24 protein-coding genes are annotated in these 21374 nt (G+C 65.7%); 9 read left to right on the forward strand and 15 right to left on the reverse strand.

All coding sequences use genetic code 11. The annotated features are described in order from the left end of the window. Nucleotides 1–170 precede the first annotated feature (170 nt). The gene (locus tag SH584_RS00440) at nt 171–1598 is read left to right on the forward strand and encodes a DNA recombination protein RmuC (protein ID WP_322840732.1); all 1428 of its coding nucleotides are present in this window, start codon (nt 171–173) and stop codon (nt 1596–1598) included. Here SH584_RS00440 and SH584_RS00445 read toward each other — a convergent pair. Genes SH584_RS00445 through SH584_RS00480 form a run of 8 tightly spaced genes read right to left on the reverse strand, consistent with a single transcriptional unit; the run spans nt 1595 to nt 7520 of the window. Beyond that, nucleotides 1595–2332 (reverse strand): META domain-containing protein, encoded by a 738-nt coding sequence (locus SH584_RS00445; RefSeq protein WP_322840731.1) that lies wholly within the window; start codon nt 2330–2332, stop codon nt 1595–1597. The two genes, SH584_RS00440 and SH584_RS00445, sit on opposite strands and share 4 nt — an antisense overlap. Nucleotides 2333–2355: 23 nt before the next feature. Next, nucleotides 2356–3159, reverse strand: a complete 804-nt coding sequence (locus SH584_RS00450; protein WP_324807696.1) for a TrmH family RNA methyltransferase — start codon at nt 3157–3159, stop codon at nt 2356–2358. Nucleotides 3160–3206: 47 nt separating this feature from the next. Further along, complete coding sequence (locus SH584_RS00455) at nt 3207–3476, reverse strand: HPr family phosphocarrier protein (protein ID WP_324807698.1); 270 nt, start codon at nt 3474–3476, stop codon at nt 3207–3209. After that, complete coding sequence (locus tag SH584_RS00460) at nt 3473–3880, reverse strand: PTS sugar transporter subunit IIA (protein WP_322840728.1); 408 nt, start codon at nt 3878–3880, stop codon at nt 3473–3475. The genes SH584_RS00455 and SH584_RS00460 overlap by 4 nt, the downstream gene beginning before the upstream one ends. Further along, the gene (gene rapZ, locus SH584_RS00465) at nt 3877–4815 is read right to left on the reverse strand and encodes an RNase adapter RapZ (RefSeq protein WP_322840727.1); all 939 of its coding nucleotides are present in this window, start codon (nt 4813–4815) and stop codon (nt 3877–3879) included. Before rapZ ends, SH584_RS00460 begins: the two co-directional genes overlap by 4 nt. A gap of 2 nt (nt 4816–4817) precedes the next feature. Next, nucleotides 4818–5258, reverse strand: coding sequence for an HPr kinase/phosphorylase (locus SH584_RS00470; protein ID WP_322840726.1), 441 nt, complete (start codon nt 5256–5258; stop codon nt 4818–4820). After that, nucleotides 5255–6829, reverse strand: coding sequence for a sensor histidine kinase (locus SH584_RS00475; RefSeq protein ID WP_322840725.1), 1575 nt, complete (start codon nt 6827–6829; stop codon nt 5255–5257). The genes SH584_RS00470 and SH584_RS00475 overlap by 4 nt, the downstream gene beginning before the upstream one ends. Then, the gene (locus SH584_RS00480) at nt 6798–7520 is read right to left on the reverse strand and encodes a response regulator transcription factor (protein WP_322840724.1); all 723 of its coding nucleotides are present in this window, start codon (nt 7518–7520) and stop codon (nt 6798–6800) included. Before SH584_RS00480 ends, SH584_RS00475 begins: the two co-directional genes overlap by 32 nt. A 168-nt stretch (nt 7521–7688) precedes the next feature. On the opposite strand from SH584_RS00480, the gene SH584_RS00485 reads away from it, so the two are divergent. Then, on the forward strand, nt 7689–9296 hold the full coding sequence (locus SH584_RS00485) for a phosphoenolpyruvate carboxykinase (protein ID WP_324807704.1): 1608 nt from the start codon (nt 7689–7691) through the stop codon (nt 9294–9296). A gap of 178 nt (nt 9297–9474) precedes the next feature. Here SH584_RS00485 and SH584_RS00490 read toward each other — a convergent pair whose 3' ends face one another. Then, complete coding sequence (locus SH584_RS00490) at nt 9475–9699, reverse strand: hypothetical protein (protein ID WP_324807706.1); 225 nt, start codon at nt 9697–9699, stop codon at nt 9475–9477. Nucleotides 9700–9815: 116 nt separating this feature from the next. Here SH584_RS00490 and SH584_RS00495 point away from each other — a divergent pair, with 116 nt between their 5' ends. The 3 genes from SH584_RS00495 to SH584_RS00505 all read left to right on the forward strand — a co-directional run bounded on the left by SH584_RS00495 (nt 9816) and on the right by SH584_RS00505 (nt 10692). Continuing rightward, the gene (locus SH584_RS00495) at nt 9816–10127 is read left to right on the forward strand and encodes a hypothetical protein (RefSeq protein WP_324807708.1); all 312 of its coding nucleotides are present in this window, start codon (nt 9816–9818) and stop codon (nt 10125–10127) included. Between the two features lie 42 nt (nt 10128–10169). Next, nucleotides 10170–10313, forward strand: a complete 144-nt coding sequence (locus SH584_RS00500; protein WP_324807710.1) for a hypothetical protein — start codon at nt 10170–10172, stop codon at nt 10311–10313. 73 nt (nt 10314–10386) lie between these two features. After that, nucleotides 10387–10692 carry a hypothetical protein gene (locus SH584_RS00505; RefSeq protein WP_324807712.1) on the forward strand — a complete coding sequence of 102 codons (306 nt, stop codon included), beginning with the start codon at nt 10387–10389 and terminating at the stop codon, nt 10690–10692. Nucleotides 10693–10731: 39 nt separating this feature from the next. Here the strand turns inward: SH584_RS00505 and SH584_RS00510 are convergent, their stop codons facing one another. From SH584_RS00510 to SH584_RS00520, 3 genes are read right to left on the reverse strand one after another with little or no spacing between them, the layout of a single operon-like run. Then, nucleotides 10732–12567, reverse strand: a complete 1836-nt coding sequence (locus SH584_RS00510; protein ID WP_324807714.1) for a DUF885 domain-containing protein — start codon at nt 12565–12567, stop codon at nt 10732–10734. Between the two features lie 29 nt (nt 12568–12596). Next, nucleotides 12597–13052: an NfeD family protein gene (locus tag SH584_RS00515; protein WP_324807716.1), complete on the reverse strand. Its 456-nt coding sequence runs from the start codon at nt 13050–13052 to the stop codon at nt 12597–12599. Next, on the reverse strand, nt 13052–14026 hold the full coding sequence (locus SH584_RS00520; RefSeq protein ID WP_322840719.1) for an SPFH domain-containing protein: 975 nt from the start codon (nt 14024–14026) through the stop codon (nt 13052–13054). The genes SH584_RS00515 and SH584_RS00520 overlap by 1 nt, the downstream gene beginning before the upstream one ends. Before the next feature lie 63 nt (nt 14027–14089). On the opposite strand from SH584_RS00520, the gene SH584_RS00525 reads away from it, so the two are divergent. Genes SH584_RS00525 through SH584_RS00540 form a run of 4 tightly spaced genes read left to right on the forward strand, consistent with a single transcriptional unit; the run spans nt 14090 to nt 18117 of the window. After that, a complete protein-coding gene (locus tag SH584_RS00525) occupies nt 14090–14893 on the forward strand; it encodes an HpcH/HpaI aldolase/citrate lyase family protein (protein ID WP_324807719.1) in 804 nt (267 codons plus the stop codon). 39 nt (nt 14894–14932) lie between these two features. Beyond that, entirely contained in the window at nt 14933–16408 is a 1476-nt protein-coding gene (gene guaB / locus SH584_RS00530; protein ID WP_324807721.1) for an IMP dehydrogenase, read from the forward strand. 9 nt (nt 16409–16417) lie between these two features. Continuing rightward, nucleotides 16418–17596, forward strand: a complete 1179-nt coding sequence (locus tag SH584_RS00535) for an RsmB/NOP family class I SAM-dependent RNA methyltransferase (RefSeq protein WP_324807723.1) — start codon at nt 16418–16420, stop codon at nt 17594–17596. Nucleotides 17597–17622: 26 nt separating this feature from the next. Further along, complete coding sequence (locus tag SH584_RS00540; RefSeq protein WP_324807725.1) at nt 17623–18117, forward strand: tetratricopeptide repeat protein; 495 nt, start codon at nt 17623–17625, stop codon at nt 18115–18117. Here SH584_RS00540 and rsmA read toward each other — a convergent pair. Genes rsmA through SH584_RS00555 form a run of 3 tightly spaced genes read right to left on the reverse strand, consistent with a single transcriptional unit; the run spans nt 18114 to nt 21317 of the window. Then, nucleotides 18114–18932, reverse strand: coding sequence for a 16S rRNA (adenine(1518)-N(6)/adenine(1519)-N(6))-dimethyltransferase RsmA (gene rsmA, locus SH584_RS00545; RefSeq protein WP_324807727.1), 819 nt, complete (start codon nt 18930–18932; stop codon nt 18114–18116). The two genes, SH584_RS00540 and rsmA, sit on opposite strands and share 4 nt — an antisense overlap. Further along, entirely contained in the window at nt 18929–19933 is a 1005-nt protein-coding gene (pdxA, locus tag SH584_RS00550; protein WP_324807729.1) for a 4-hydroxythreonine-4-phosphate dehydrogenase PdxA, read from the reverse strand. The genes rsmA and pdxA overlap by 4 nt, the downstream gene beginning before the upstream one ends. A 19-nt stretch (nt 19934–19952) precedes the next feature. Beyond that, nucleotides 19953–21317: a peptidylprolyl isomerase gene (locus tag SH584_RS00555; RefSeq protein ID WP_324809577.1), complete on the reverse strand. Its 1365-nt coding sequence runs from the start codon at nt 21315–21317 to the stop codon at nt 19953–19955. Nucleotides 21318–21374 lie beyond the last annotated feature (57 nt).

The raw sequence follows: 21374 nt of genomic DNA on the forward strand, positions 1-21374 counted from the left end.
ATGTCTTTGAACCGCCAAGATAGGCGCGTGTCGGAATCTCGATAGTTCGGGCGGACGCAAGCCCTGTGCGCTTCGCCGGAAACGACGATTATTTTTCCTCTCATTCTCGACCTTGAGGCAGCGCTCAAACCTCTTTAGGTTCGCATTTCGTTCCGCCACAGGAGGTCCCGTTGGACGCTACCGTCATCGTCGCCGTCATTGCCGCACTCGCCGTGGGCGCACTCCTTGGGTGGTCGATCGGCTCGCGTGGCGCCGCCGAGGGGAAGGGCGTTGCCGAGTCGCTTCGCCTGCAACTGGACGGCGTTCGGGAGGAGCGGGACGGGCACGCGCGGACGATCGAACTGCTTCGGTCTGATCACGCTCGTGCGGTTGATGCGATGCGCGCGGACCATGAGGCCGCAATTTCCTCGATCCGCGCCTCTCATCTCGACCTCACCGCTCGTCACTCCGCGCTGGTGGCGGCGCAGGACGAGCGCGATCAGGCGCACCAGAAACAACTCGACGCGCTCGAAACCAAATTTGCCGAGGTCGGTGGCCAGATGCTCGAGCGGGCCGAAAAGAAGTTTCTCGAACGCGCCGACCAGCGGTTCAAGGAATCAGAGGCCACCTCGGGCAGCAATCTCAAGGCGTTGCTTCAGCCGGTTCATGAGCGATTGAAGCGCTATGAGGAAGTCGTCGGCAAGGTCGAGGAAGATCGCCGAAAGGACTTCGGGCTCCTCACCGGGCATATCGAGGCGATGAAGAACGGCACCGAACGCGTCTCTGCCGAGGCTGCCAAGCTGGTCAACGCACTTCGCAATGCTCCCAAGGCTCGCGGCCGGTGGGGGGAGCAGCAGCTCCGCAACGTGCTCGAAAGCTGCGGGCTCAGCGAGCACGCCGACTTCGCCACCGAAGTCAGCCGATCGGACGAGGAGGGCGGGCGCCTCCGCCCCGACGTGATCGTCCGCGTGCCGGGCGGCCAGAGCCTGGTGATCGACGCGAAGGTGAGCCTGAATGCCTATCAGGATGCGTTCGGCGCCGTTGACGAGGCCGAGCGTGGCATCCACCTCGCGACCCACGCCGCTGCAATCCGCGCGCACGTCAACTCACTCGGCAACAAGGCCTATTGGGCGCAGTTTCCGGACGCGCCGGATTATGTCGTCATGTTCATCCCGGGCGAACATTTCCTGTCGGCCGCGCTGGAGCAGGATTCAGCCCTGTGGGACTACGCCTTCGACAAGCGCGTTCTCCTTGCGACTCCCACCAACCTCATCGCCATCGCGCGAACGGTCGCGGCGGTCTGGCGCCAGGAGAAGCTGGCCAAGGAAGCCCGCCAGATCGGCGAATTGGGCAAGGAACTGTACGATCGCCTTGCCAAGGCGGCGAGCGACCTTCGCAAGGTCGGCAGCGGCCTGACCAGCGCGGTCAATAATTACAACAGCTTCGTGTCGAGCTTTGAAAGCCGGTCGCTGGTGACGGCACGCAAGTTCCGCGATCTGAACATCGAGCCGAGCGCGCGCGAGATCGAGGCGGTCCCGCCGGTCGAAGCGCTCGCGCGTTACGGCGACGACAAGGTACTCCCGCCGCCCTCGGCGAATGAAGATGAAGCCGCCGCCTAGCGGGCGCGGACGAGTTCGATCTTTCCGACGCTGTTGGACATTGTCATCGTCGGCCCGCCACCCGTTACCGTCATCGGCTGCGCCATGATGCGTGACCCGTCATTCTCGAAGCTCATGTCGGGACAGGCCATCCGCGTCATCATCAGCGCGCCGGCCGACAGCGTCGATCCGCTGAGGCTGTAGCCGCTTCCGATCGAGTTGCAGCCAAACTTCGCCTGGACCCGATCGGGCTGGAAATTGATATAATAATTGGAAGGCGGCGTCGCGCGTCCGTTGATGGCAGCTACCCGCCAATTGCTGCCGACCAGATTGATCGGGGCCGGATTGGGCAGTCCCGTCTCACCGACTTGGCTGTAGAAGCCAACCGCTGCGCCGCATCCTCGATACTCGCGGCCGTCGACCCGGACCTGGACAGTATCGGGGTAGGTCCGGTCACTCATTCCGTCGCTGCAGGGCGTGTGGACGACATTCACGTTGATCCGCGGCGTCTGATAGATCTCGCCGGCAATTCCATTGATCGGACGCGGCGTGGGCTGCACCACCTGCACGTTATTGCCGCGATCGGTGAAGACGAGGTCGCGGCCGATCGTCAGGTCCCAAAAAGGCTCGGTTCCGATTGCGCGATAGCTTCCCTCGGTCGTCGGCGGGCCCGGCTCGAACGGGCCGGGCGAATAGGTCTCGCAGGCCGTCAGGCTAAGGGCGAGAAGCGGCACAGCAATGAGCGATTTCGTCATGCACGAAAAACCGACGAAAGAGGTCAGCGGTTCCGCCAGCTTGCACGCACCTGATAGGCCATGACCGCCGCCGCGATTGCCGCATTCAAGCTATCGGCGCGGCCCAGCATCGGCATTTTTACCATTAAGTCGCACGCCGCGGCGTAATCGGCGGGAAGCCCCTGGCTCTCGTTGCCGATCAACAGGAAGCAGGGCTGCTCGTAGGTCGCGTCGAGATAGTCGAAATCGGTATCGAGGCTGGTGCCGACCAATTGGCCCGCTCCGCCGCGAAGCCAAGGCAGGAATTCGCCCCACGTTGCGGTCGCAATGCCTTGAGTGAAGATTGCACCCATCGACGCGCGCACCGCTTCGACCGAGAAGGGATCGGCGCAGTCGTCGATCAGGATCAGGCCACCGGCGCCGGTCGCGTCGCCCGTGCGGAGGATGGTGCCGATGTTGCCCGGGTCACGAAGCGCCTGCGCGACCAGCCACAACGGCGACGAATCGCGATCAATCGCGGTCAGGCTCGTATCAGGCTGGCGAAAGGCCCCAAGGATAGCCTGCGGATTATCCTTGCCCGACATCTTCGAAAGAATGTCGGGCGTCGTTTCGATCACTTCGGCACCGGCAGCCTCGGCCGCGACAATGATCTCCTCGGCGAGTGGATGAACGCCGTTATGCGCCGAATAAGCCACGATGACCGGGAGGCGTCCTACGTCGCGGGCTTCGGTCACGATGCGCAGGCCCTCGGCCAGGAACAGTCCGGTTTCGCGACGCGCCTTCTTGTCCCGCAGTGACCGCAGGAATTTTACCGTATCGTTCGAAAAGGATGTGACTTGGCGCGGCATTCAGTTTCTCTCGACGGCAATGGCGCGGCGGGCAAGCCCGGCCTCGGTCAATCTTCGCCGAAGCGGTTTTCAACCAACGCGGCCAGCTGCCCCATGGCTTCGTCGCACTCGTCGCCTTCGCAATGGATCACGATGGTATCGCCCATCGCGGCGCCAAGCATCATCAGGCCCATGATCGAGGTGCCGCAGACGCGGTTGCCGTCTTTCTCGACCTCGACCTTGGCCGGAAGGCCGGCCGCGAGGTTCACGAATTTCGCGCTCGCGCGCGCATGCAGCCCGCGGCGATTGGTGATCGCCAGCGTCCGGGAACAGCTCAAGCCGCTGCCTCGCCCAGGATTTCGCTGGCAACCGAGATATATTTGCGCCCCGCCTCGCGCGCGGCAGCAACCGCGGCGCGAACGCCCATCGCCTTGCGCGCGCCTTCAAGCCGGATCAGCATCGGCAAATTCACCCCCGCGATGACTTCGACATTCTCGCTCTTCATCAGGCTGATGGCGAGGTTCGACGGCGTGCCCCCGAACAGGTCGGTCAGAATGATGACGCCCTCGCCCTGGTCGCAGCGCTGAATCGCGTCGGCGATGTCCTGGCGGCGCAATTCCATGTCGTCGTCGGCATCGATGCAAATGCCTTCGATCGCCTGTTGCGGACCAACGACATGTTCCATGGCAGTGATGAATTCGACCGCCAGACGGCCGTGGGTCACCAACACTAATCCGATCATTCACTCACTCGTTTCGTCTTCGCCTCGCGCAATTCGTTGGCGGGCGTTCCCTCGATCGTGTCGCTTGGCGGAGAAGCGAGGTCGCGATGCCGGACAATCGGCGAAAAACCCGCGCCTTGCAACCGCTTCGCCATTTCGACCGTCGCCGCGACCGAGCGATGGCGGCCACCTGTGCAGCCGAATGCCACGGTCAAATAGCTTTTGCCGGCGGCCCAATAGCGGGGAATCAGGCGGGTTAACAGGCCCTCGACATCGTCCATCGTGGAGGCCCACTCGGGGTCGGACGAGACGTAATCCTGGACCGCCTTGTCTTCCCCGGTCAGTGGCCGAAGCGAGTCGATCCAGTGCGGATTGGCGACGAAGCGCATGTCGAATACGAGGTCCGCGGTGCGGGAGATCCCGCGCGCAAATCCGAACGATGAGAGGGTGATAACAGGCTGGTCGACCGCGCCGCCGTACCGCTCGCGAAGCTGGTCGCGAAGCTCGGCGGGCGTGAGGTCGGTCGTGTCGAGCACGATGTCGGCCATCTGCCGAAGCGGAGCGGTGGCGCCGCGCTCGCGGGCAATACCGTCCTCGGCGGGCCGATCGGGGGCCAGAGGATGGCGACGTCTCGTCTCGTCGTAGCGGCGGATGAGCTCCGACCCCGCGCAATCGAGGTAGAGAAGCTCGGGCGTGACCCCTTCGATCGAGCGGAACAGCGCGGGCAAGGCCTTCGGGTCGAAGCCGCGGCTGCGCACGTCCATGCCCACCGCGACGGGCATCGACTGGCGAGCCGCGCGCTCGCCGTTGACGAACTGGTCGAGCAGGGCGGTGGGGAGGTTGTCGACGCAGTCCCAGCCCATGTCCTCCAGCGCGTCGAGCACCGTCGACTTGCCGGCCCCGGACATTCCCGTGACCAGCAACAGCCTCGGCAAAGAAGGGCGGCGCTCGGCCACCGTCAGACCGCCAGGCCGAGTCGGTCGAGCGCGATCGCGACCTTCGAGGGTGCCGAGGCGGTGGTCGCATCGATGCTCACCAGCGGCACCGCGATCCCGAGGATCGTCCGCTCACGGCTGTCGTCGGGCAGGCGCTCCATCGTTCCCGTCAGCTCGACGACCAGAGCGACCGCCGTGTCCTCGGCGGGCGGCACGTCGACGATCCCGATCCCTCGGACTTCGAGCTTGCCGCGGATTGTGTCCGGCGCACTGGCGACCAGCATCCCGCCTTCCTTGCGGACAATCGTGCGGTCGTCGCTGACCAACCGGAAACCGCGATCGAGCAGCCGCAGCGCAAGGTCGGACTTGCCCGATCCAGACGGACCCGAAAGCAGAACGGCGCGCCCGTCGATCGCGACACTGGTAGCATGCAGATTCTCGGAACTCAGGCGGCTGCCGTTCATGCGCGGTCGGCTGCCTTCAACTTGATCGTAAAGCGCGCACCCGAAGGCGCGTCGTCGCGGTCCGCCACGTCAATCTCCCCGTCGTGACCCTCAACGATTGCCCGGGCGATCGCAAGGCCGAGGCCACTATGTCTTCCGAAAGATTCGCTGGCGGGTCGGACCGAGTGGAAACGATTGAAGATCGCCTCGCGCTGCTCGGGCGGCACGCCGGGACCCTCGTCGTCGATCCGGATCAGGATGTCGTCGCCGACGTGCGTTGCCGCGATCTCGACGAGCCCGCCGGGCGGCGAGAAGCTGATCGCGTTATCGATCAGATTGTCGATCGCGCGGACCAGTCGATTGGGTTCGGCCATGACGATCGCGCTGGCCTTTCGTGGGCGGGCAAAGGCAAGGCGGACGCTTCCGGTTTCGCGGCGGCCTTCCCATGCCTTGACCAGCTGACCGATCAGGATGCCGAGGTCGACCGGCTCGAAGCGTGCGCGGGCGAGCTCGGCATCGGTGCGGGCCGCTTCACCGACGTCGCCGATCAAGCGGTCGAGGCGGACCACATCCTGCCGGATGACGTCGATCAATTGCTTGCGGAGCGCAGGATCGTCGACCCGCTCGAGGCTGTCGACGGCGCTGCGCAGCGACGCCAGCGGGTTCTTTAGCTCATGCGTCACGTCGGCGGCGAACGCCTCGATATTGTCGATGCGCTGGCGAAGCGACTGGCTCATGTCGCTGACCGAACGGGCGAGCAGGCCAATCTCGTCGCGCCGCGAGGGAAGGCGGGGCACCTTGACCTCGCGCGCTCGGCCAAGGCGAACGCGGTGCGCCGCGATCGCGATCCTTCGAAGCGGCCGGACGATCGTGCGGGCGAGGAACAGCGACAGAAGCACCGACAGCGTCGCGACGACACCAAGCGCGAGCGCCAACGAGCGGCGCTGCTTGCGCACCGTCCGCGTGAAGGCGCGATCGTTGTCGGTGACAAACAACGTACCTAGCCCCGCCACCGGCGCGGCGGCGGAGAAGACCGGGGTCAATTCCGGAGCCTCTCGCGTCTCGCTCTGCAGGCGCCCGGTCGCGCGCGATTCGACGACTTCCTCCCAAGCGTCGGCGCGGTCGACCGCCGGTTCTGCAAACTCCTGCTCGCTGTCTTGCCCGACAACGGCATTGAACCCTCGGTCGATCGCGCGAGCGACATCCTTGGTCCAGCGCTGCGTCGACGGATCGCGAAGCCGGTAGGTCGGGCCGGTCACGCGCCAGCTGTCGAGCGTCAGGCTGCCGTCGGGCGCGTAAAGGCGGATGCGGCTGTCGTTCCGCCGCGACAATTGGCCCAGCAATTGTTCGCGCGCACTGGCGTCGACGGCGGGAAGAGCGGTCGCGGCCATTGCCGCCTCCGCGATCACCTGGCGAAGGCGCTCCTTCTGAAGGCGGTTGCGATAGCTGTCGAGGAACAGGATCGCGAGCAGTACCAGCGCGAGCGTTAGGATGTTCACCGCGAGGATGCGGTGCGACAGCGTCCAGCGTCCCGACCAGGTCAGGACTAGGTCGGTGTCGTCACTCTTCGCCGAAGCGGTAGCCGACGCCATACAAGGTCTCGATTGCGTCGAATTCACCGTCGACAGTCCGGAATTTGCGGCGGATCCGCTTGATGTGGCTGTCGATCGTTCGGTCGTCGACATAGACGTCGTCCTGATAGGCGACGTCGAGCAGCTGGTTGCGCGACTTCACCACGCCGGGCCGCTGCGCCAGCGCCTCCAGAATCAGGAACTCGGTGACGGTCAGCGTGACGTCCTTGCCGTCCCAGCGGACCTTGTGCCGCGCCGGGTCCATCACCAGCCGCCCGCGATCGAGCAGGACCGCTTCCTCGGCCGCTTCGCCCGACGGGACAGTGCCGCGCGCGAGGTCTTGTCGCCGAAGCAGTGCACGGATGCGCGCGATCAGCAGGCGCTGCGAGAAGGGTTTCGAAATATAGTCGTCGGCGCCCATCGCGAGGCCCAGCGCTTCGTCGAGTTCGTCGTCCTTGCTGGTGAGGAAGATGACCGGCATCGTTCCCGCGGGACCGCCGAGTTCGCGAACGCGGCGGAGCAATTCCATTCCGTCCATCCGCGGCATCTTGATGTCGAAAACGCCGAGATCGGGCGGATTGTCGCCGAACGCCTTTAGCGCTGCATCGCCGTCGGTGTAGACCCGAGTCAGGAATCCCTCGGCCTGAAGCGCGATCGACACCGAGGTCAGGATGTTGCGGTCGTCGTCGACGAGCGCGATCACGTGGCTCATGTCTGCTCCGTTGCGAGGCTGGCCTTGGATAGCCAGCGGGGCATGACGAAACAAGGGCGGCAAAGCTGCTTTTGACCGGCCCGTGTCGCTTGCGTATAGGCCCTTCGCATACGTATGCGAAAACGTGCCGTCCTTGAGCGACGCCGTTGAATATCTGGGAGAATCTGCGTGACCGACCGTACCCCCGGCTTCTTGCTGGACGCACAGGGAATCGAAACCGGGGCGAAGGTCCACTGGAACCTGACGACGGCCCCGCTGGTCGAACAGGCGGTTTCGCGCGGTGAAGGCCATCTCACCAAGGACGGCGCGCTGCTGGTCGACACCGGCAAGTTCACCGGCCGCAGCGTCAAGGACAAGTTCGTCGTCCGCGACGCGACGACCGAGGACACCATCAATTGGGGCCCGATCAACCAGGAAATGAGCCCCGAGCATTGGGCGAACCTGAAGGCCGATTTCATGACCGCGCTGAAGGGTCAGGACGAACTGTTCGTCGCCGACCTCTATGGCGGTAGCCAGCCGGAATATCGCGTCAACGTTCGCGTCATCAACCAGATGGCGTGGCATAATCTGTTCGTCCGCACGCTGCTGGTCCGCCCGGATGCGAGCGAGCTGGCCGACTATGTGCCCGAATACACGATCATCAACCTGCCGAGCTTCAAGGCCGATCCCGCGCGCCACGGCTGCCGCAGCGACACGGTGATCGCGGTCAACTTCACCGAGAAGATGATCCTGATCGGCAACACCGAATATTCGGGCGAGATGAAGAAGGGAGTGTTCGGCCTGCTGAACTTCCTGCTCCCCGCGCAGGGCGTGATGCCGATGCATTGCAGCGCCAACATCGGGGCCGACGGCAAGAGTGCCATCTTCTTCGGCCTGTCAGGCACCGGCAAGACGACGCTGTCGGCCGACGCCAGCCGCACGCTGATTGGCGACGACGAGCATGGCTGGTCGGACACGGCGGTCTTCAATTTCGAAGGCGGCTGCTATGCCAAGATGATCAACCTGTCGGCCGAGGGCGAGCCGGAGATTTACGCGACGACCAAGATGTTCGGCACGATCCTCGAGAACGTGGCGATGGACGAGGAAACCCGCGATCTGGACTTCACCGACGCGAGCAAGACCGAGAATACCCGCGGCGCCTATCCGATCGAATTCATCCCGAACACGAGCGCCGAGAATCTCGGGCCGCCGCCGTCGACGATCATCTTCCTGACCGCGGACGCGTTCGGCGTGTTGCCGCCGATCTCGCGACTGACCCCGGACCAGGCGATGTATCACTTCCTGTCCGGCTACACCGCGAAGGTCGCGGGCACCGAGATCGGCGTGACCGAGCCGACCGCCACCTTCTCGACCTGCTTCGGCGCCGCCTTCATGCCGCGTCCGCCAAGCGTCTACGGCAACCTGCTCAAGAAGCGCATCGCCGACGGCGGGGCGCAGTGCTGGCTGGTCAACACCGGCTGGACCGGCGGCAAATATGGCGTCGGTAAGCGCATGCCGATCAAGGCGACGCGCGCACTGCTCAACGCGGCGTTGGACGGCAGCCTGAACAAGGCCGAGTTCCGCAAGGATCCGAACTTCGGCTTCGAAGTTCCGGTCGCGGTGCCGGGTGTGGATTCGGACATCCTCGACCCGCGTTCGACCTGGGCCGACAAGGCCGAATATGACGCCACCGCGGCGAAACTGGTCGACCTGTTCGTCGATAATTTCGCCGAATTCGACGCGCATGTCGAAGAGGGCGTTCGCCAGGCCGGCCCGAAGGTCGCCGCGGCGGCTTAATCGATTGTCCGGAGCGCGGCGACGTCGCGCTCCGGAAGTCCTTAAGTTCGCAAAGTTCGTGGAGTGAGGCGCTTTTTCGGGCCCGATATGCGAACTTAAGGATCGGGCGGCGGTCGGACCCTGTCGGCGACGCTGAAACCGCCGAAGCGTCGCACGAATGCCGACGTGTAGGACAGCGTTACTTGTCGTGCCGGTCGGCGCGGCGATTCCTGATCAGGACAGCGAGAAAGACGAGCGCGGCGAGGCCCATGCCGATGACAATCGGCACCGCAAGGCCGTCGCTGTTACGCTGATAATCGCGCCAGAACCCCCACGCGAGCAGCGCGACGAACGACGCCCAGCCCAAGCGGACGACGGTCTTGCGCGTCCGGCTCTGCACGACGTCGGCTTTGCGATATCCCATGGCAGACCGTCACACGGGAACCGACCGGGTGCAATGGCGACGAGTTGGTGTGAGCAATGGGGGAAAGAAGTCTCCAGCCTCGCTAGCCTCCAACTTGTCACAATCGGGGGATGGTCATGCTATTGCGTAGTTCTGCGTTCTTGTCGCTTTTGCTTATCTCCACGCCCACGCTTGCTGAAGGCTGGAAGCTTGTTGGCGCGGGGAATGGCCACGGCGAGACCATGACCTTAGCGATCGATCCGGAGAGGTCGTATATCTTCGAATGCGCGCCAGACGCGGTGGCCATCACTTACACCGGCGCCACAGACCTTATCGACATTCGTCGTAAGGGTAAGGTCGGCGACGTGCCGGGTTCTGACATGCCCGACGGCGCGGCGATGATGGCTCTGTATACCGGCAAGGGCAACCCGCAATTCCTTCCCGCCTAATACAAGCCCAATCCTGCAAAGGGCTGGGATCTGACACTGCGCATGGCAAAGAATGACAAAGCGCTGAAGGGGTTGGAAAAGGCGAGCATGCTGTCGCTTTTCACGACGGGATTTACGGCCGCAAACGAAATTGATGAAGACACCCGGGCGCAGTTCTCCGGTTTCCTTGCGCGCTGCCGGGACTAATCGCGTCTGCATTTGACGGTGCGCTAATGACCGGAATGGGTGGAAAACGGACATTCCTGCTGTAGCAGGACGCATGGCGAATCCCGCAATCAGTGACGTTCAACGATCCGTAGTTGACCGCGTTCGCGTATTCTCCGGTTCCAAAATTGCAAACATCTGGGACTGCTATTTGGACCGCGATCTTCAAATAGACCCGGATGACTTCGTCGACCTCTGCGAGGATTTAGAACGAACATATCGGATAGATTTGCGGCCTATTTTTGAAGCGGAGCAGCCGGTGCGCCGATGGTGGTTTTTCTGGACGCATCCGGTCGCCCGGGACATTAGCGTCGGTGAACTGGCAACCCATGTTGAACGGGCCGCCTCCTCAGAAACCTGATGTCCGCAATGGGTCGAAAGCGGACATTCCGCTTCCCCATCACCCCCGGCTGCTCGCGACGTAATCGGCGACGTTTTTCGCGAGCACGTCCATGGGCACGTTGCCGCCCTTAACCACCGCGTCGTTGAAGTCGCGGCGGTCGTAGCGGGGGCCTAGCGCGGCCTGTGCGAGGCCGCGTTGGCGGACGATTTCGCTGTGGCCGACCTTGTAGCCGCAGGCCTGGCCGGCCCAGCTGCAATAGCGGTCGACTTCGCTGGCGACTTCCTCGGGCTTCGAGCCGTTGGTCTCGACGAAGTAACGGACGCCCTGCTCGCGGGTCCAGCGCTTGACGTGGAGGCCGGTGTCGACGACGAGGCGGCACGCGCGGAAGGCGAGACTCTGCAGATAGCCGAGGCGGCCGACAACGAAGTCGTCATAAACGCCAAGCTCGTCGGCCAATTGCTCGGCATAGAGCGCCCAGCCTTCGGAATAGGCATTGAACGCCAGCATCGCGCGGATGGTCGGAAGCTGGTTGCTATATTCGCCCTGCCAGACGTGGCCCGGGATTGCCTCGTGATGGGCGAGGTCGGGCAGGTCGTACTTGCGGTGCAGGTCGGTGGTGCGAAGGTTGATCCAGAACTTGCCGGGGATCGAGCCGTCGATCGAGCCGGCGCCGCCATAGGCGCCGGGCGCGCCGGGCTCTTCCTCCGGAGGAAGGCGGCGAACCTCGAGGTTGCCGCGCACGAGCGTGCGGAAGCCGCGGGGAAGCTGGGCGCGGATGATGCGTAAGCGTTCCTCAATGAAGGCCATGATCTCGGCGCGGCCCTTGTCGCCGGGGGCGAACTTGTAGCGCGGGTCGTTCGAAAGCGCGGTCATGCGCGCGCCGACCGAGCCCTTGGTGTAGCCGAGCGAGGCGAGGATCGGCTCCATCCGGCCATGCAGCTCCTGCACCTGCTCAAGGCCCATGCGGTGGACTTCGTCGGGCGACATGGTGGTGGTGGTCGAGGCACGCAGCGCCCAGGCGTAATAGGCTTCGCCGCCGGGCCGCGCCCACATGCCGGCGTCGTTGGTGGCGCGGCGGCGCTGGAGCCGCATCTCTGCGATCTGGCGGTCGATCGCGGGGGCGACCTTGTCGCGGGCGATGGCGCGGGCGTGGCGGGCGTAGTCGCCGGGGAACACCTTGGCGCGGCGCTCGATGCTTTCGACGAGGCCGCCGCCCGCCCGGGCCGAGGCGGCGCTGGCGGTCATCTGCGGAAGCGCCTTGTCGATCAGGAAGGCGGGCGGGATCAGCCCGCGCGCGGCGGCGGACTGCATTCGGCCAAGCTCGCCGTCCAGCTGCGCGGCCATGCCTTCGAGGCGGGCGAGATAGGCGTCGGCGTCGGCGGCGTTGCGGACGGGATGGTCGCTGTCGAGGAAACGCGGCACGTCGAGATAGGCGCCGACGTTCTGGATGACGACGTAGGGCGTGTTGCGCCAGCCCCCGACCGCGACGTCGCCGTAGGGCTGCGCGAAGCCGTCGAGCGCGGTGCGATAGGCGGAGCGGACGACCTCGACGCTGGTGCGCGTCGAATGAGTGAGGCGGCTGGTGTCGACGGCCAAGGCGCGCGCGAGGTCGCTGCGAAGGACGGCGGCGATGCGGTCCTGGCCGGCGCGGCTGCGGTCGGAGAGGCGGTAGCGAAGGCCGGCGCGGGGGCCGGTGTCGAGGCCGAGGGTGGTCGCGCTTTCGGGCATCAGCTGGAGCAAATTCTCGCCGAAGGAATCGAGCAGCGCGGTGACTTCGGGCTCGCTCGACAGGCGGCGCGGGCCGGCAAGCGAGGCGCAGCCGGGCAGGGTGGCGGCGGCGACGCCCGCGGAAAGGACGCCGAGCGTCTGGCGGCGCGAAAGATCGTGGGTCAACTACACTCTCCCGATACTGTTCGTTGGGTCTATTCGCTGGGAAGCGCGGGCATCGGCTCGACGGTCAGGCAATTGCCGTCGACCCCGGTGATGGTGACTCGCTCGCCCGCTGCGGCAGGGCCGCCGCGCGCGGTCCATTCGCTGTCGCCGACGCGGACCCGGCCGCCATGCTGGTCGACCGGATCGACGACGATGACCGAGCGGCCAATCAGGCGCTTGCCGGGTTCGTTGAGGTGGACGTTCTGGTCGGCGGTGTCGGGCTGCGCATAATATCGCTTGCCGATCAGCAGCGCGAGGCCGGTGTAGATCGCGAACAGCACCAGCTGCGGCGCGGTGCCGAGATCGAACATCAGCGTGAAGGCGCCGGTGGCGATGGCGGCGACGCCGATGAAGAACAGGAAGAAGCCGGGGGCGAGCAGCTCGGCGATCAGCAGGACGACGCCCGCGATCGCCCAGATCCAGCCCGCGTCGAGATTGTCGAACATCAGCCGTCGTTCCGTTCGATCTTGGGCACCGACGGCGCCTGTCGGACCTGCGGCGTGGCCGTCGCGTCCTTGCCGAACACTTCGCGCGAAAGTTCACCGATGCCGCCGAGCGTACCCATCAGCTGGGTCGCCTCGACCGGGAAGAGGATCGTCTTGGCGTTGGGGGAGGTGGCGAACTTGCCGAGCGCTTCGACATACTTTTGTGCGATGAAGTAATTGATGGCCTGGCTCGATCCGCCGGCGATGGCGTCGCTGACCGACTTAGTTGCATTGGCCTCCGCCTCGGCGGCGCGCTCGCGGGCCTCGGCGTCGCGGAAGGCGGCTTCCTTCTGCCCCTCGGCCTGAAGGATGCGCGCGGCCTTTTCGCCCTCGGCCCGAAGAATCTCGGACGCGCGCATGCCTTCGGATTCGAGAATGGCGGCGCGCTTCTCGCGCTCGGCCTTCATCTGGCGGGTCATCGCGTTGACGATGTCGGCGGGTGGGCGAATGTCCTTCAACTCGACGCGGGTGATCTTAACGCCCCAGCTTTCGGTCGCATGATCGACCACCGCGAGGAGGCGCGCGTTGATCTCGTCGCGCTTCGACAGCGTTTCGTCGAGGTCCATCGAGCCCATCACGGTGCGCAGGTTGGTGGTCGAAAGCGCGAGCAGCGAGGGGTAGAGGTCGCTGACTTCATAGGCGGCCTTGGCGGCGTCGAGCACCTGGAAGAACACCACGCCGTCGACCGCGACCATGGCATTGTCCTTGGTGATGATTTCCTGGCCCGGAATGTCGAGGACCTGCTCCATCATGTTGATCTTGCGGCCGACGCGATAGAAGAAGGGCGGGACGTAGTTGAAGCCGGGTTCGGCGACGCGGACGAAGCGGCCGAAATGCTCGATCGTGTAGCGATACCCCTGATGCACGATCTTGACGCCCATGATGGCGAACAGCAGCACGAGGACCACGATGGCGGTCAGGAATGTCTCTAGCATGATCTCTCCCCAGTTCTGGGAGCATGATGAAACGGCTTTGGCCGCTCGGGAAGGAAAATCGGCATGACGGCTTCGCTATTCGACCGACGGGCGGTGCTGTTCCTGCCCGCAAGCAACGAGCGCGCGATCGCGAAGGCGCGGGCGAGCGACGCGGATATGGTGATCCTCGACCTGGAAGACGCGGTGAAGCCCGGGGACAAGGAGGCGGCGCGGAGTGCGGCGGTCTCGGCTGTGGCCGGGGATTGGCCGATGCCGGTGGCGATCCGCATCAACGGGGTCGGGACCGAATGGCATGGCGGCGACCTGGCGGCGGTGCTGGGGCTGGCGGGACTGCCGATCGTGGTCCCGTCGATCCGCAGCGTGGCGGACCTGCACGGCGTGGCATCGGTGATCAGCCGGCGCCCACTGGCGATGATCGAGACGGCGAGCGCGGTGCTCGACGTGCGCGAGATCGCGCGGCAGTCGGCGGCGGTGATCGTGGGGACGAACGACCTTGCCGCCGACCTGCATCAGCCGGCGGGGGCGGGGCGGTCGGCGATGGCCTATGCGCTGCAGTCGGTGGTGCTGGCGGCCCGAGCGGAGCGAGTGCCGGTGTTCGACGGGGTCTATAACAAGATTGACGATGCCGAAGGGTTTGCGCGCGAAGCGGCGGAGAGCCGGGCGCTTGGGTTCGACGGCAAGACGCTGATCCACCCCTCGCAGATCGCGCCGTGCCATGCGGCGTTCGCCCCATCGACCGAGGAAATCGACCGCGCCCGGCGACTGGTCGAGGCGGCGAGCGGCGGGGCCGAACGGTTCGAAGGCGAGATGGTCGAGGCGATGCACGTCGACGCGGCGCGGCGGCTCCTGGACCGGATCGAGCGCTAGCGGGGTTGGCGAATCGGCCGCGTCCTGCCAAAGGCGCGCATGGCCGACCATCTTCACGACGACATTCCGCTGGGTCTCACCTTCGACGACGTGCTGCTTCAGCCGCTCGAATCCAGCACTCTTCCAAGCGGTGCCGACACGCGCACCTTCCTGACCCGGGAAATCCCGCTCAACATTCCGTTGCTGTCTTCGGCAATGGACACGGTGACCGAAACCGACATGGCGATCGCGCTGGCGCAGCTTGGCGGGATTGGGGTGCTTCACCGCAACTTCGACGTTGCCGGGCAGGCGGCGGCGGTGCGCGCGGTCAAGCGGTTCGAAAGCGGCATGGTGGTCAATCCGATCACGATGCGGCCCGAGCAGACGCTCGCCGAGGCGCTCGAGCTGATGAAGAGCAACCGCATTTCCGGCATTCCGGTGGTCGAGGCGTCGGGCAAATTGGTCGGCATCCTGACCAACCGCGACGTCCGCTTCGCCGAAAACCCGCACCAGCCGGTGCGAGAGCTGATGACGTCGGAAAATCTCGCGACTGTGCCGCTGGGCACCGGGCAGGAAGAGGCGCGGCGGCTGCTCCACCAGCGGCGGATCGAAAAGTTGCTGGTGGTCGACGATTCGCATCACTGCGTCGGGCTGATCACCGTCAAGGATATTGAGAAGGCGGTCGCCAGCCCGCTCGCGACCAAGGATGCGCAGGGGCGGCTTCGTGTCGCGGCGGCAAGCACGGTCGGCGACAGCGGCTTCGAGCGCAGCGCCGCGCTGATCGACGCCGGCGTCGACTGCGTCGTGATCGACACCGCGCACGGACACAACATCGAGGTCGCGCGCGCGGTCGAGCGGGTGAAGGCGCTGTCCAATTCGGTCCAGGTCGTTGCGGGCAACGTCGCCACCGCCGACGCGGCTCGCGCGCTCGCCGATGCCGGCGCGGATGCGATCAAGGTTGGGATCGGCCCGGGGTCGATCTGCACCACGCGGATCGTCGCCGGCGTCGGGGTGCCGCAACTGTCGGCGATCATGGCGGCGGCCGGCGCAGCGCGCGATCGAGGCGTCCCGGTCATCGCCGATGGCGGAATCCGGACGTCGGGCGATATCGCCAAGGCGCTCGCCGCCGGTGCGTCGACGGTGATGGTGGGATCGCTGTTGGCGGGCACCGAGGAAGCGCCGGGCGAAACCTTCCTGTACCAGGGGCGCGCCTACAAGGCGTATCGCGGAATGGGCAGCGTCGGCGCGATGGCGCGCGGCTCGGCCGATCGGTATTTCCAACAGGACATTCGCGACCAATTGAAGCTCGTTCCGGAAGGGATCGAGGGGCAGGTGCCGTTCAAGGGACCGGTGCGCGACATCGTCCACCAACTGGTCGGCGGCGTGAAGGCGGCGATGGGCTACACCGGGTCAGAGACGATCGAGCAGCTGCAGCGTCGCGCCAAGTTCGTGCGGATCACCAATGCGGGCCTGAGCGAGAGCCATGTCCACGACGTGTCGATCACGCGCGAGGCGCCCAATTATCCGACGCGCTAGGAAGCCCGAATGACACCCCCCGCCCGCGTTCAGGCCGCGATCGAGATCCTCGACGAGGTCATTGCCGCCGCTCGGGAGGAAGGAGCGCCCGCCGACGCGCTCGTGCAGCGCTATTTCAAGACGCGTCGCTACGCCGGATCGAAGGATCGGCGCGCGGTCCGCGAACTGGTCTTCTCGGCGATCCGTCGGGCCGGGGACATTCCGGCCAGTGGACGGCAGGCGATGCTTGGGCTCGCCGACGACCATCCCGCAATCGCAATTGCCTTCGATGGAAGTGGGCATGGTCCGCCAGCGCGCGGCGAGCAGGAGAAAGGGGCCACCGCCACTCTGCTCCCACAGTGGATCGAGGGCGAGCTCTCTCCGTTGGTCGATCCGACCGAACGAGCGGCGTTGCTCGATCGCGCGCCGCTCGATCTGCGGGTCAATGCGGCGAAGGCGACGCGCGAAGAAGTGCTGAGCCAGTTCGAGGGCGCGGAACCGACGACATTAAGCCCGTGGGGGCTTCGTCTTCCGGCGGGCACTCGGATCGACGAGCATCCTGCCTTTCAGACGGGCGCGGTCGAGGTGCAGGATGAAGGCAGCCAGTTAATCGCGCTCGCCTGCTCGGTTGTCGACGGAGAGGTAGTCCTCGACCTGTGTGCCGGGGCGGGAGGCAAGGCGCTGGCGCTTGCCGCCGCCGCGCCGGGCGCGACCATCCTCGCCAGCGACACCAATCGCGCCAGACTGTCCCAGCTTGCACCGCGTGCATCGCGCGCGGGCGCCTCGATCAAAACGCGCCTGCTCAATCCCGGCCGTGAGCGCGAGCAACTGTCCGGGCTGCTGGACCGCTGCGACGTGGTGCTGGTCGATGCGCCGTGCAGCGGGTCGGGAACGTGGCGACGCAATCCCGAAGGACGCTGGCGGCTGACGTCCGACCGGCTCGAGCGCCTGACCCAATTGCAGGCGCGCCTACTCGATCTGGCCGCGCCCCTCGTTCGCCCCGGCGGTCGGCTCGTCTACGCCACCTGCTCGATCCTGACCCGCGAAGGGGCGGGGCAGGTCGGTGCCTTCTTAGGGCGGCATTCAGGTTGGGAAGCGCAGAAGGTTGGCTTCGACGGCGGACGGGACCAGGGCGGCGGACGATTGCTGACCCCGGGCCACGATGCCACCGACGGCTTTTTCGTCGCGTGCCTGCAAAGGCCGTGCTAGGCCGGACGGAGACTTTGGAGACGATCATGCGCGTGACCCCGCTTGTCCTTTGCCTCGGCCTTGCCGCCTCGACCTTGGCGGTTGCCGTCAACGGGCAGCGTCCCGACGACCAGATCGCGCCGCAATCGGTCGCGCTGATGAAGCAGGGCGAGAGCCTTTATTTGCAGGGCAAGCTGGTCGAAGCCGACGATGCCTTCGAGACCGCGCTGGTGGTCGATCCGAAGAACCGTGCCGCCTTCGTTGCGATGGCGCGCGTGGCGATAAAGCAGAAGCTGTACGGTCAGGCGATCAAGCAGACCAACAAGGCGTTGTCGCTCGAGCCTACCGATCGCAGCGCCTTGCAGGTGCAGGGCGAAGCGATGGTCGAGCTTGGCGCGCTTCCGCGTGCGCGTGAAAATCTGGCGAAGCTCGAGAAGCTGTGCGCGCAGGGTTGCCCCGAAAAGACCGCGTTGAGCACGGCGATCTCTCGCGGGCCGGCGATGGCGGCGGTCAAGCCGGCCACCGGGACCAAGAACAACTAACTTAGTTTTTTCGCGAGGGCGATGAAGTCGGCGACGGCGAGGGTTTCCGCGCGCCGATCGCTGTCGATGCCGAGGTCGGTAAGCGCGTCGAGCGCGCCGGGGACGGGCTTGAGCGTCGAACGAAGCATCTTGCGCCGCTGTCCGAAGGCGGCCGCAGTGACTTTCTCGATCACGGCCGCATCGACGCCGTCGGGCGCGGTGGCCGGGACGATGTGGACCACCGCCGACGCGACCTTGGGCGGCGGGACAAACGACGAGCGATGGACCGCCATCGCGATGCGCGGGGTCGAGCGCCACTGGGCCGCGACGGCGAGCCGTCCGTAAGCATCGCTTCCCGCCTTCGCGACGATCCGTTCCGCCACCTCGCGCTGGAACATCAGGGTCAGCGACGACCACCACGGCGGCCAGGGACCGCCCAGCCATCGAAGCAGCAGCGCGGTGCCGACATTGTAGGGAAGATTGGCGACGATGTGCGCGCCGTCGCCGACCTCGGCCAGTTCGTCGATGGCGAGCGCGTCGCCGGAAATGACGCGTAGCTTGCCGGGGTGCCTGGCCTCGAGCTCGGCCAGTGCGGGAAGGCAGCGCCGGTCGCGCTCCACCGCGACGACATTCGCGCCTGCGTCGAGCAGGGCGTTGGTCAGGCCGCCGGGACCGGGTCCGACTTCGTAGACCGTCTGTCCGTCGAGCGAGCCGGGGATAGCCGCGATGCGCGCGAGCAACTGTCGGTCGAGAATGAAATTCTGGCCGAGCGCCTTGGTCGCCTTAAGGCCGTGGCGCGCGATGACGTCGCGAAGGGGCTCGGATCCTTCGCTCACGCCGCGGCGCGGATGCGGTAGCGCGCCGCGTCTGCGGCCATGCGGATCGCGGCGGCCATCGCGCGCGGGTCGGCGCGGTCCTGCCCGGCGATATCGAAGGCGGTACCGTGATCGGGGGAGGTGCGGACGATCGGCAGGCCGAGCGTGATGTTGACGCCGTCTTCGAAATGCAGCGCCTTCAGCGGGATCAGCGCCTGGTCATGATACATGCACAAGGCCGCGTCATACTGGCTGCGCGCCCCGCCGTGGAACATGGTGTCGGGCGAATGCGGGCCGGTAACTCGCCAGCCCTCGGCCCGAAGTGCCTCGATCGCGGGCATGATCAGGTCGATTTCCTCGCGGCCCAGCGCGCCGCCTTCGCCGGCATGCGGGTTGAGGCCGGCGACGGCGAGCCTTGGCTCGGCAATCCCGAAATTGCGCTGGAGTCCGCGAAGGGTCACGCGCCCGCGCGCCTCAATCAGGTTCGCGCTAAGCGATCCCGCTACCGCCGCGAGGGGAATATGGGTCGTGACCGGAACGGTGCGAAGGCTCGGTCCGGCGAGCATCATTGCCACGTTTCCAGGCGAAATGCCGCAGCGTTCGGCGACGAACTCGGTCTGGCCGGGGTGGTTGAAGCCGATCGAGTAGAGCTGTTGCTTCGACACCGGGCCGGTCACCACCGCTGAAGCGGAGCCCGACCGCGCAAGGCCGACCGCGAGTTCGAGCGCATCGAGCGAGCAATGCGCACCGTGCCCGGTGGGGCGACCAGGAATGTCCGGTTCCAGCGACGCGGTAGTGAGGATCGGCAGACCGACGTCGAACGCGCTATCGGCCTCGGATGGATCGTCGATCGTCGCGATCGGGCCGTCCCACACGGCGGCAAGACTGCGCGGGTCGCCGATTGCGACGAACGGCGGGAGGCCAAAGCGGTCGCGATGGTCCCAGCACTTGCCGACGACTTCCGGGCCGACCCCGGCAGGATCGCCAAGCGATACCGCCAGTGGCCGGTTCGGGTTGGTCATGCGTCGATGGAGGCCGTGATCAGCGGTAGTCGATGACCGCGTCGCGGCGAAGGTCGCGCAGGTAACGACGCGAGCGCGTGTTGACGCGTTCCTCGTTCAGTTGCGCATAGACCTGGTCGAACGACGGTGCGCTGGCATCGACTTCGTCACGGCCGCACATCACGAGGACGCGGATGCCTTCGTCGAGCGAGCCGAACGGCGGCGTCGATTGCCCGACCTGCATCGGCAGCATCATTTCCTGAAGCGCCGGCGGAAGATCGCGCATCTTCACCTGGTCCGATGCGACGACTTCACCCTTGAAGTCGGCCGCGAGCTTCTCCGCCCCACCGCAGCCGCCGACGTTCTGCGCGCCCTGCGCGAAACGGGCGAGGATCGGTTCGGCCTGCGCGCGGCCAGTGCCCTTCGGGAAGGCGATCGACACCTGCTTCAGGCTGAGGACGGCATCGCGCGGATCGGCGACGCCGCGCTTGCGCACGTCCTGAACCGCGACGATCGAATAGCCGCCCGGCACCTTGATCGGCGCGGAGACCATGCCGGGGCGCATCTGCCGAAGCGCGGCGGCGAGTTGCTCGGGAAGCTGCTCGGGACGAACCCAGCCAAGGTCGCCGCCGACCGCGGCGGTCGAGGCTTCGGAGAACTGGCGGGCATAGCCGACGAACGATCCGCCCTGCTGGAGAGCGGCGTGGATCTTGGCAGCATTGGCCTGTGCCTGCTGCTCGTTCGCAGTCGTTGCCGACAGATAGATTTCGCCGACGCGATATTCTTCGGTGCCTTTGGCGGCGTTCATCTTCGAGAGGATCGCCTGGACCTCGTCGTCGCCGACGTTGATCCCGCTTTCGATCTTCTTTGACTGCAGGCGGCGCCACGCGAGTTCGCCCATGATCTGGCGGCGGATCGATTTGATCGAGGAGCCGCGCTCCTTCAGATACTGCTCCATCTGCGCCGGGGTCTGCTTGATGTTGCCCGCGACGCGCGCGACGGTCTTTTCGACGTCGGCGTTCTTGATGTCGATTTCTTCACGCTTGGCGGCCTGGATCTGCAGCGTCTCGTCGATCAGGTTGCGGAGAACCTGTTGGCGGAGCGTCTCGATCTCATTCGCGGGGATCTCGCCGCCGTTGGCGATCGCCAAGAGGGCAAGGCGCTGATCGATATCGGTCTGTGTCAGGACTTCGCCGTTGATGATCGCAGTCGCCTTGACGACTGATGGCAGGCGCGTGCCGAACAGTTGCGGGTTCTGCGGCAGGTTGAGTGTCGCAGTCGAATTGACGGGCTGCGCGGCGGTCTGGGCCACCTGCTGCTGGGCGACGGCGCCACCAGTAACCGCGGCGATCATGCCGATCGTCAGCGCAGCGCGCTTGGAAATCATCGAACGCTTTGAATTCATCACTGCCACCGCAAAATTTCCTCATGTGCCAACGGGTTGGTCAAACGCCCTTTACGC

It is taken from the genome of Sphingomonas sp. LY29 (assembly GCF_035593985.1).
Taxonomy (GTDB): Bacteria; Pseudomonadota; Alphaproteobacteria; order Sphingomonadales; family Sphingomonadaceae; genus Sphingomicrobium.

What these genes read in the sequence shown, in the direction of transcription:
- SH584_RS00555 (WP_324809577.1), bottom strand. Translation starts at nt 21,317, where the DNA reads ATGAATTCAAAGCGTTCGATGATTTCCAAGCGCGCTGCGCTGACGATC.
- SH584_RS00460 (WP_322840728.1), bottom strand. Translation starts at nt 3,880, where the DNA reads ATGATCGGATTAGTGTTGGTGACCCACGGCCGTCTGGCGGTCGAATTC.
- SH584_RS00475 (WP_322840725.1), bottom strand. Translation starts at nt 6,829, where the DNA reads ATGGCGTCGGCTACCGCTTCGGCGAAGAGTGACGACACCGACCTAGTC.
- SH584_RS00540 (WP_324807725.1), top strand. Translation starts at nt 17,623, where the DNA reads ATGCGCGTGACCCCGCTTGTCCTTTGCCTCGGCCTTGCCGCCTCGACC.
- SH584_RS00490 (WP_324807706.1), bottom strand. Translation starts at nt 9,699, where the DNA reads ATGGGATATCGCAAAGCCGACGTCGTGCAGAGCCGGACGCGCAAGACC.
- guaB (WP_324807721.1), top strand. Translation starts at nt 14,933, where the DNA reads ATGGCCGACCATCTTCACGACGACATTCCGCTGGGTCTCACCTTCGAC.
- pdxA (WP_324807729.1), bottom strand. Translation starts at nt 19,933, where the DNA reads ATGACCAACCCGAACCGGCCACTGGCGGTATCGCTTGGCGATCCTGCC.
- SH584_RS00450 (WP_324807696.1), bottom strand. Translation starts at nt 3,159, where the DNA reads ATGCCGCGCCAAGTCACATCCTTTTCGAACGATACGGTAAAATTCCTG.
- SH584_RS00505 (WP_324807712.1), top strand. Translation starts at nt 10,387, where the DNA reads ATGGCGAATCCCGCAATCAGTGACGTTCAACGATCCGTAGTTGACCGC.
- SH584_RS00535 (WP_324807723.1), top strand. Translation starts at nt 16,418, where the DNA reads ATGACACCCCCCGCCCGCGTTCAGGCCGCGATCGAGATCCTCGACGAG.
- SH584_RS00520 (WP_322840719.1), bottom strand. Translation starts at nt 14,026, where the DNA reads ATGCTAGAGACATTCCTGACCGCCATCGTGGTCCTCGTGCTGCTGTTC.
- SH584_RS00515 (WP_324807716.1), bottom strand. Translation starts at nt 13,052, where the DNA reads ATGTTCGACAATCTCGACGCGGGCTGGATCTGGGCGATCGCGGGCGTC.
- SH584_RS00470 (WP_322840726.1), bottom strand. Translation starts at nt 5,258, where the DNA reads ATGAACGGCAGCCGCCTGAGTTCCGAGAATCTGCATGCTACCAGTGTC.
- SH584_RS00480 (WP_322840724.1), bottom strand. Translation starts at nt 7,520, where the DNA reads ATGAGCCACGTGATCGCGCTCGTCGACGACGACCGCAACATCCTGACC.
- SH584_RS00525 (WP_324807719.1), top strand. Translation starts at nt 14,090, where the DNA reads ATGACGGCTTCGCTATTCGACCGACGGGCGGTGCTGTTCCTGCCCGCA.
- SH584_RS00495 (WP_324807708.1), top strand. Translation starts at nt 9,816, where the DNA reads ATGCTATTGCGTAGTTCTGCGTTCTTGTCGCTTTTGCTTATCTCCACG.
- SH584_RS00500 (WP_324807710.1), top strand. Translation starts at nt 10,170, where the DNA reads ATGGCAAAGAATGACAAAGCGCTGAAGGGGTTGGAAAAGGCGAGCATG.
- SH584_RS00445 (WP_322840731.1), bottom strand. Translation starts at nt 2,332, where the DNA reads ATGACGAAATCGCTCATTGCTGTGCCGCTTCTCGCCCTTAGCCTGACG.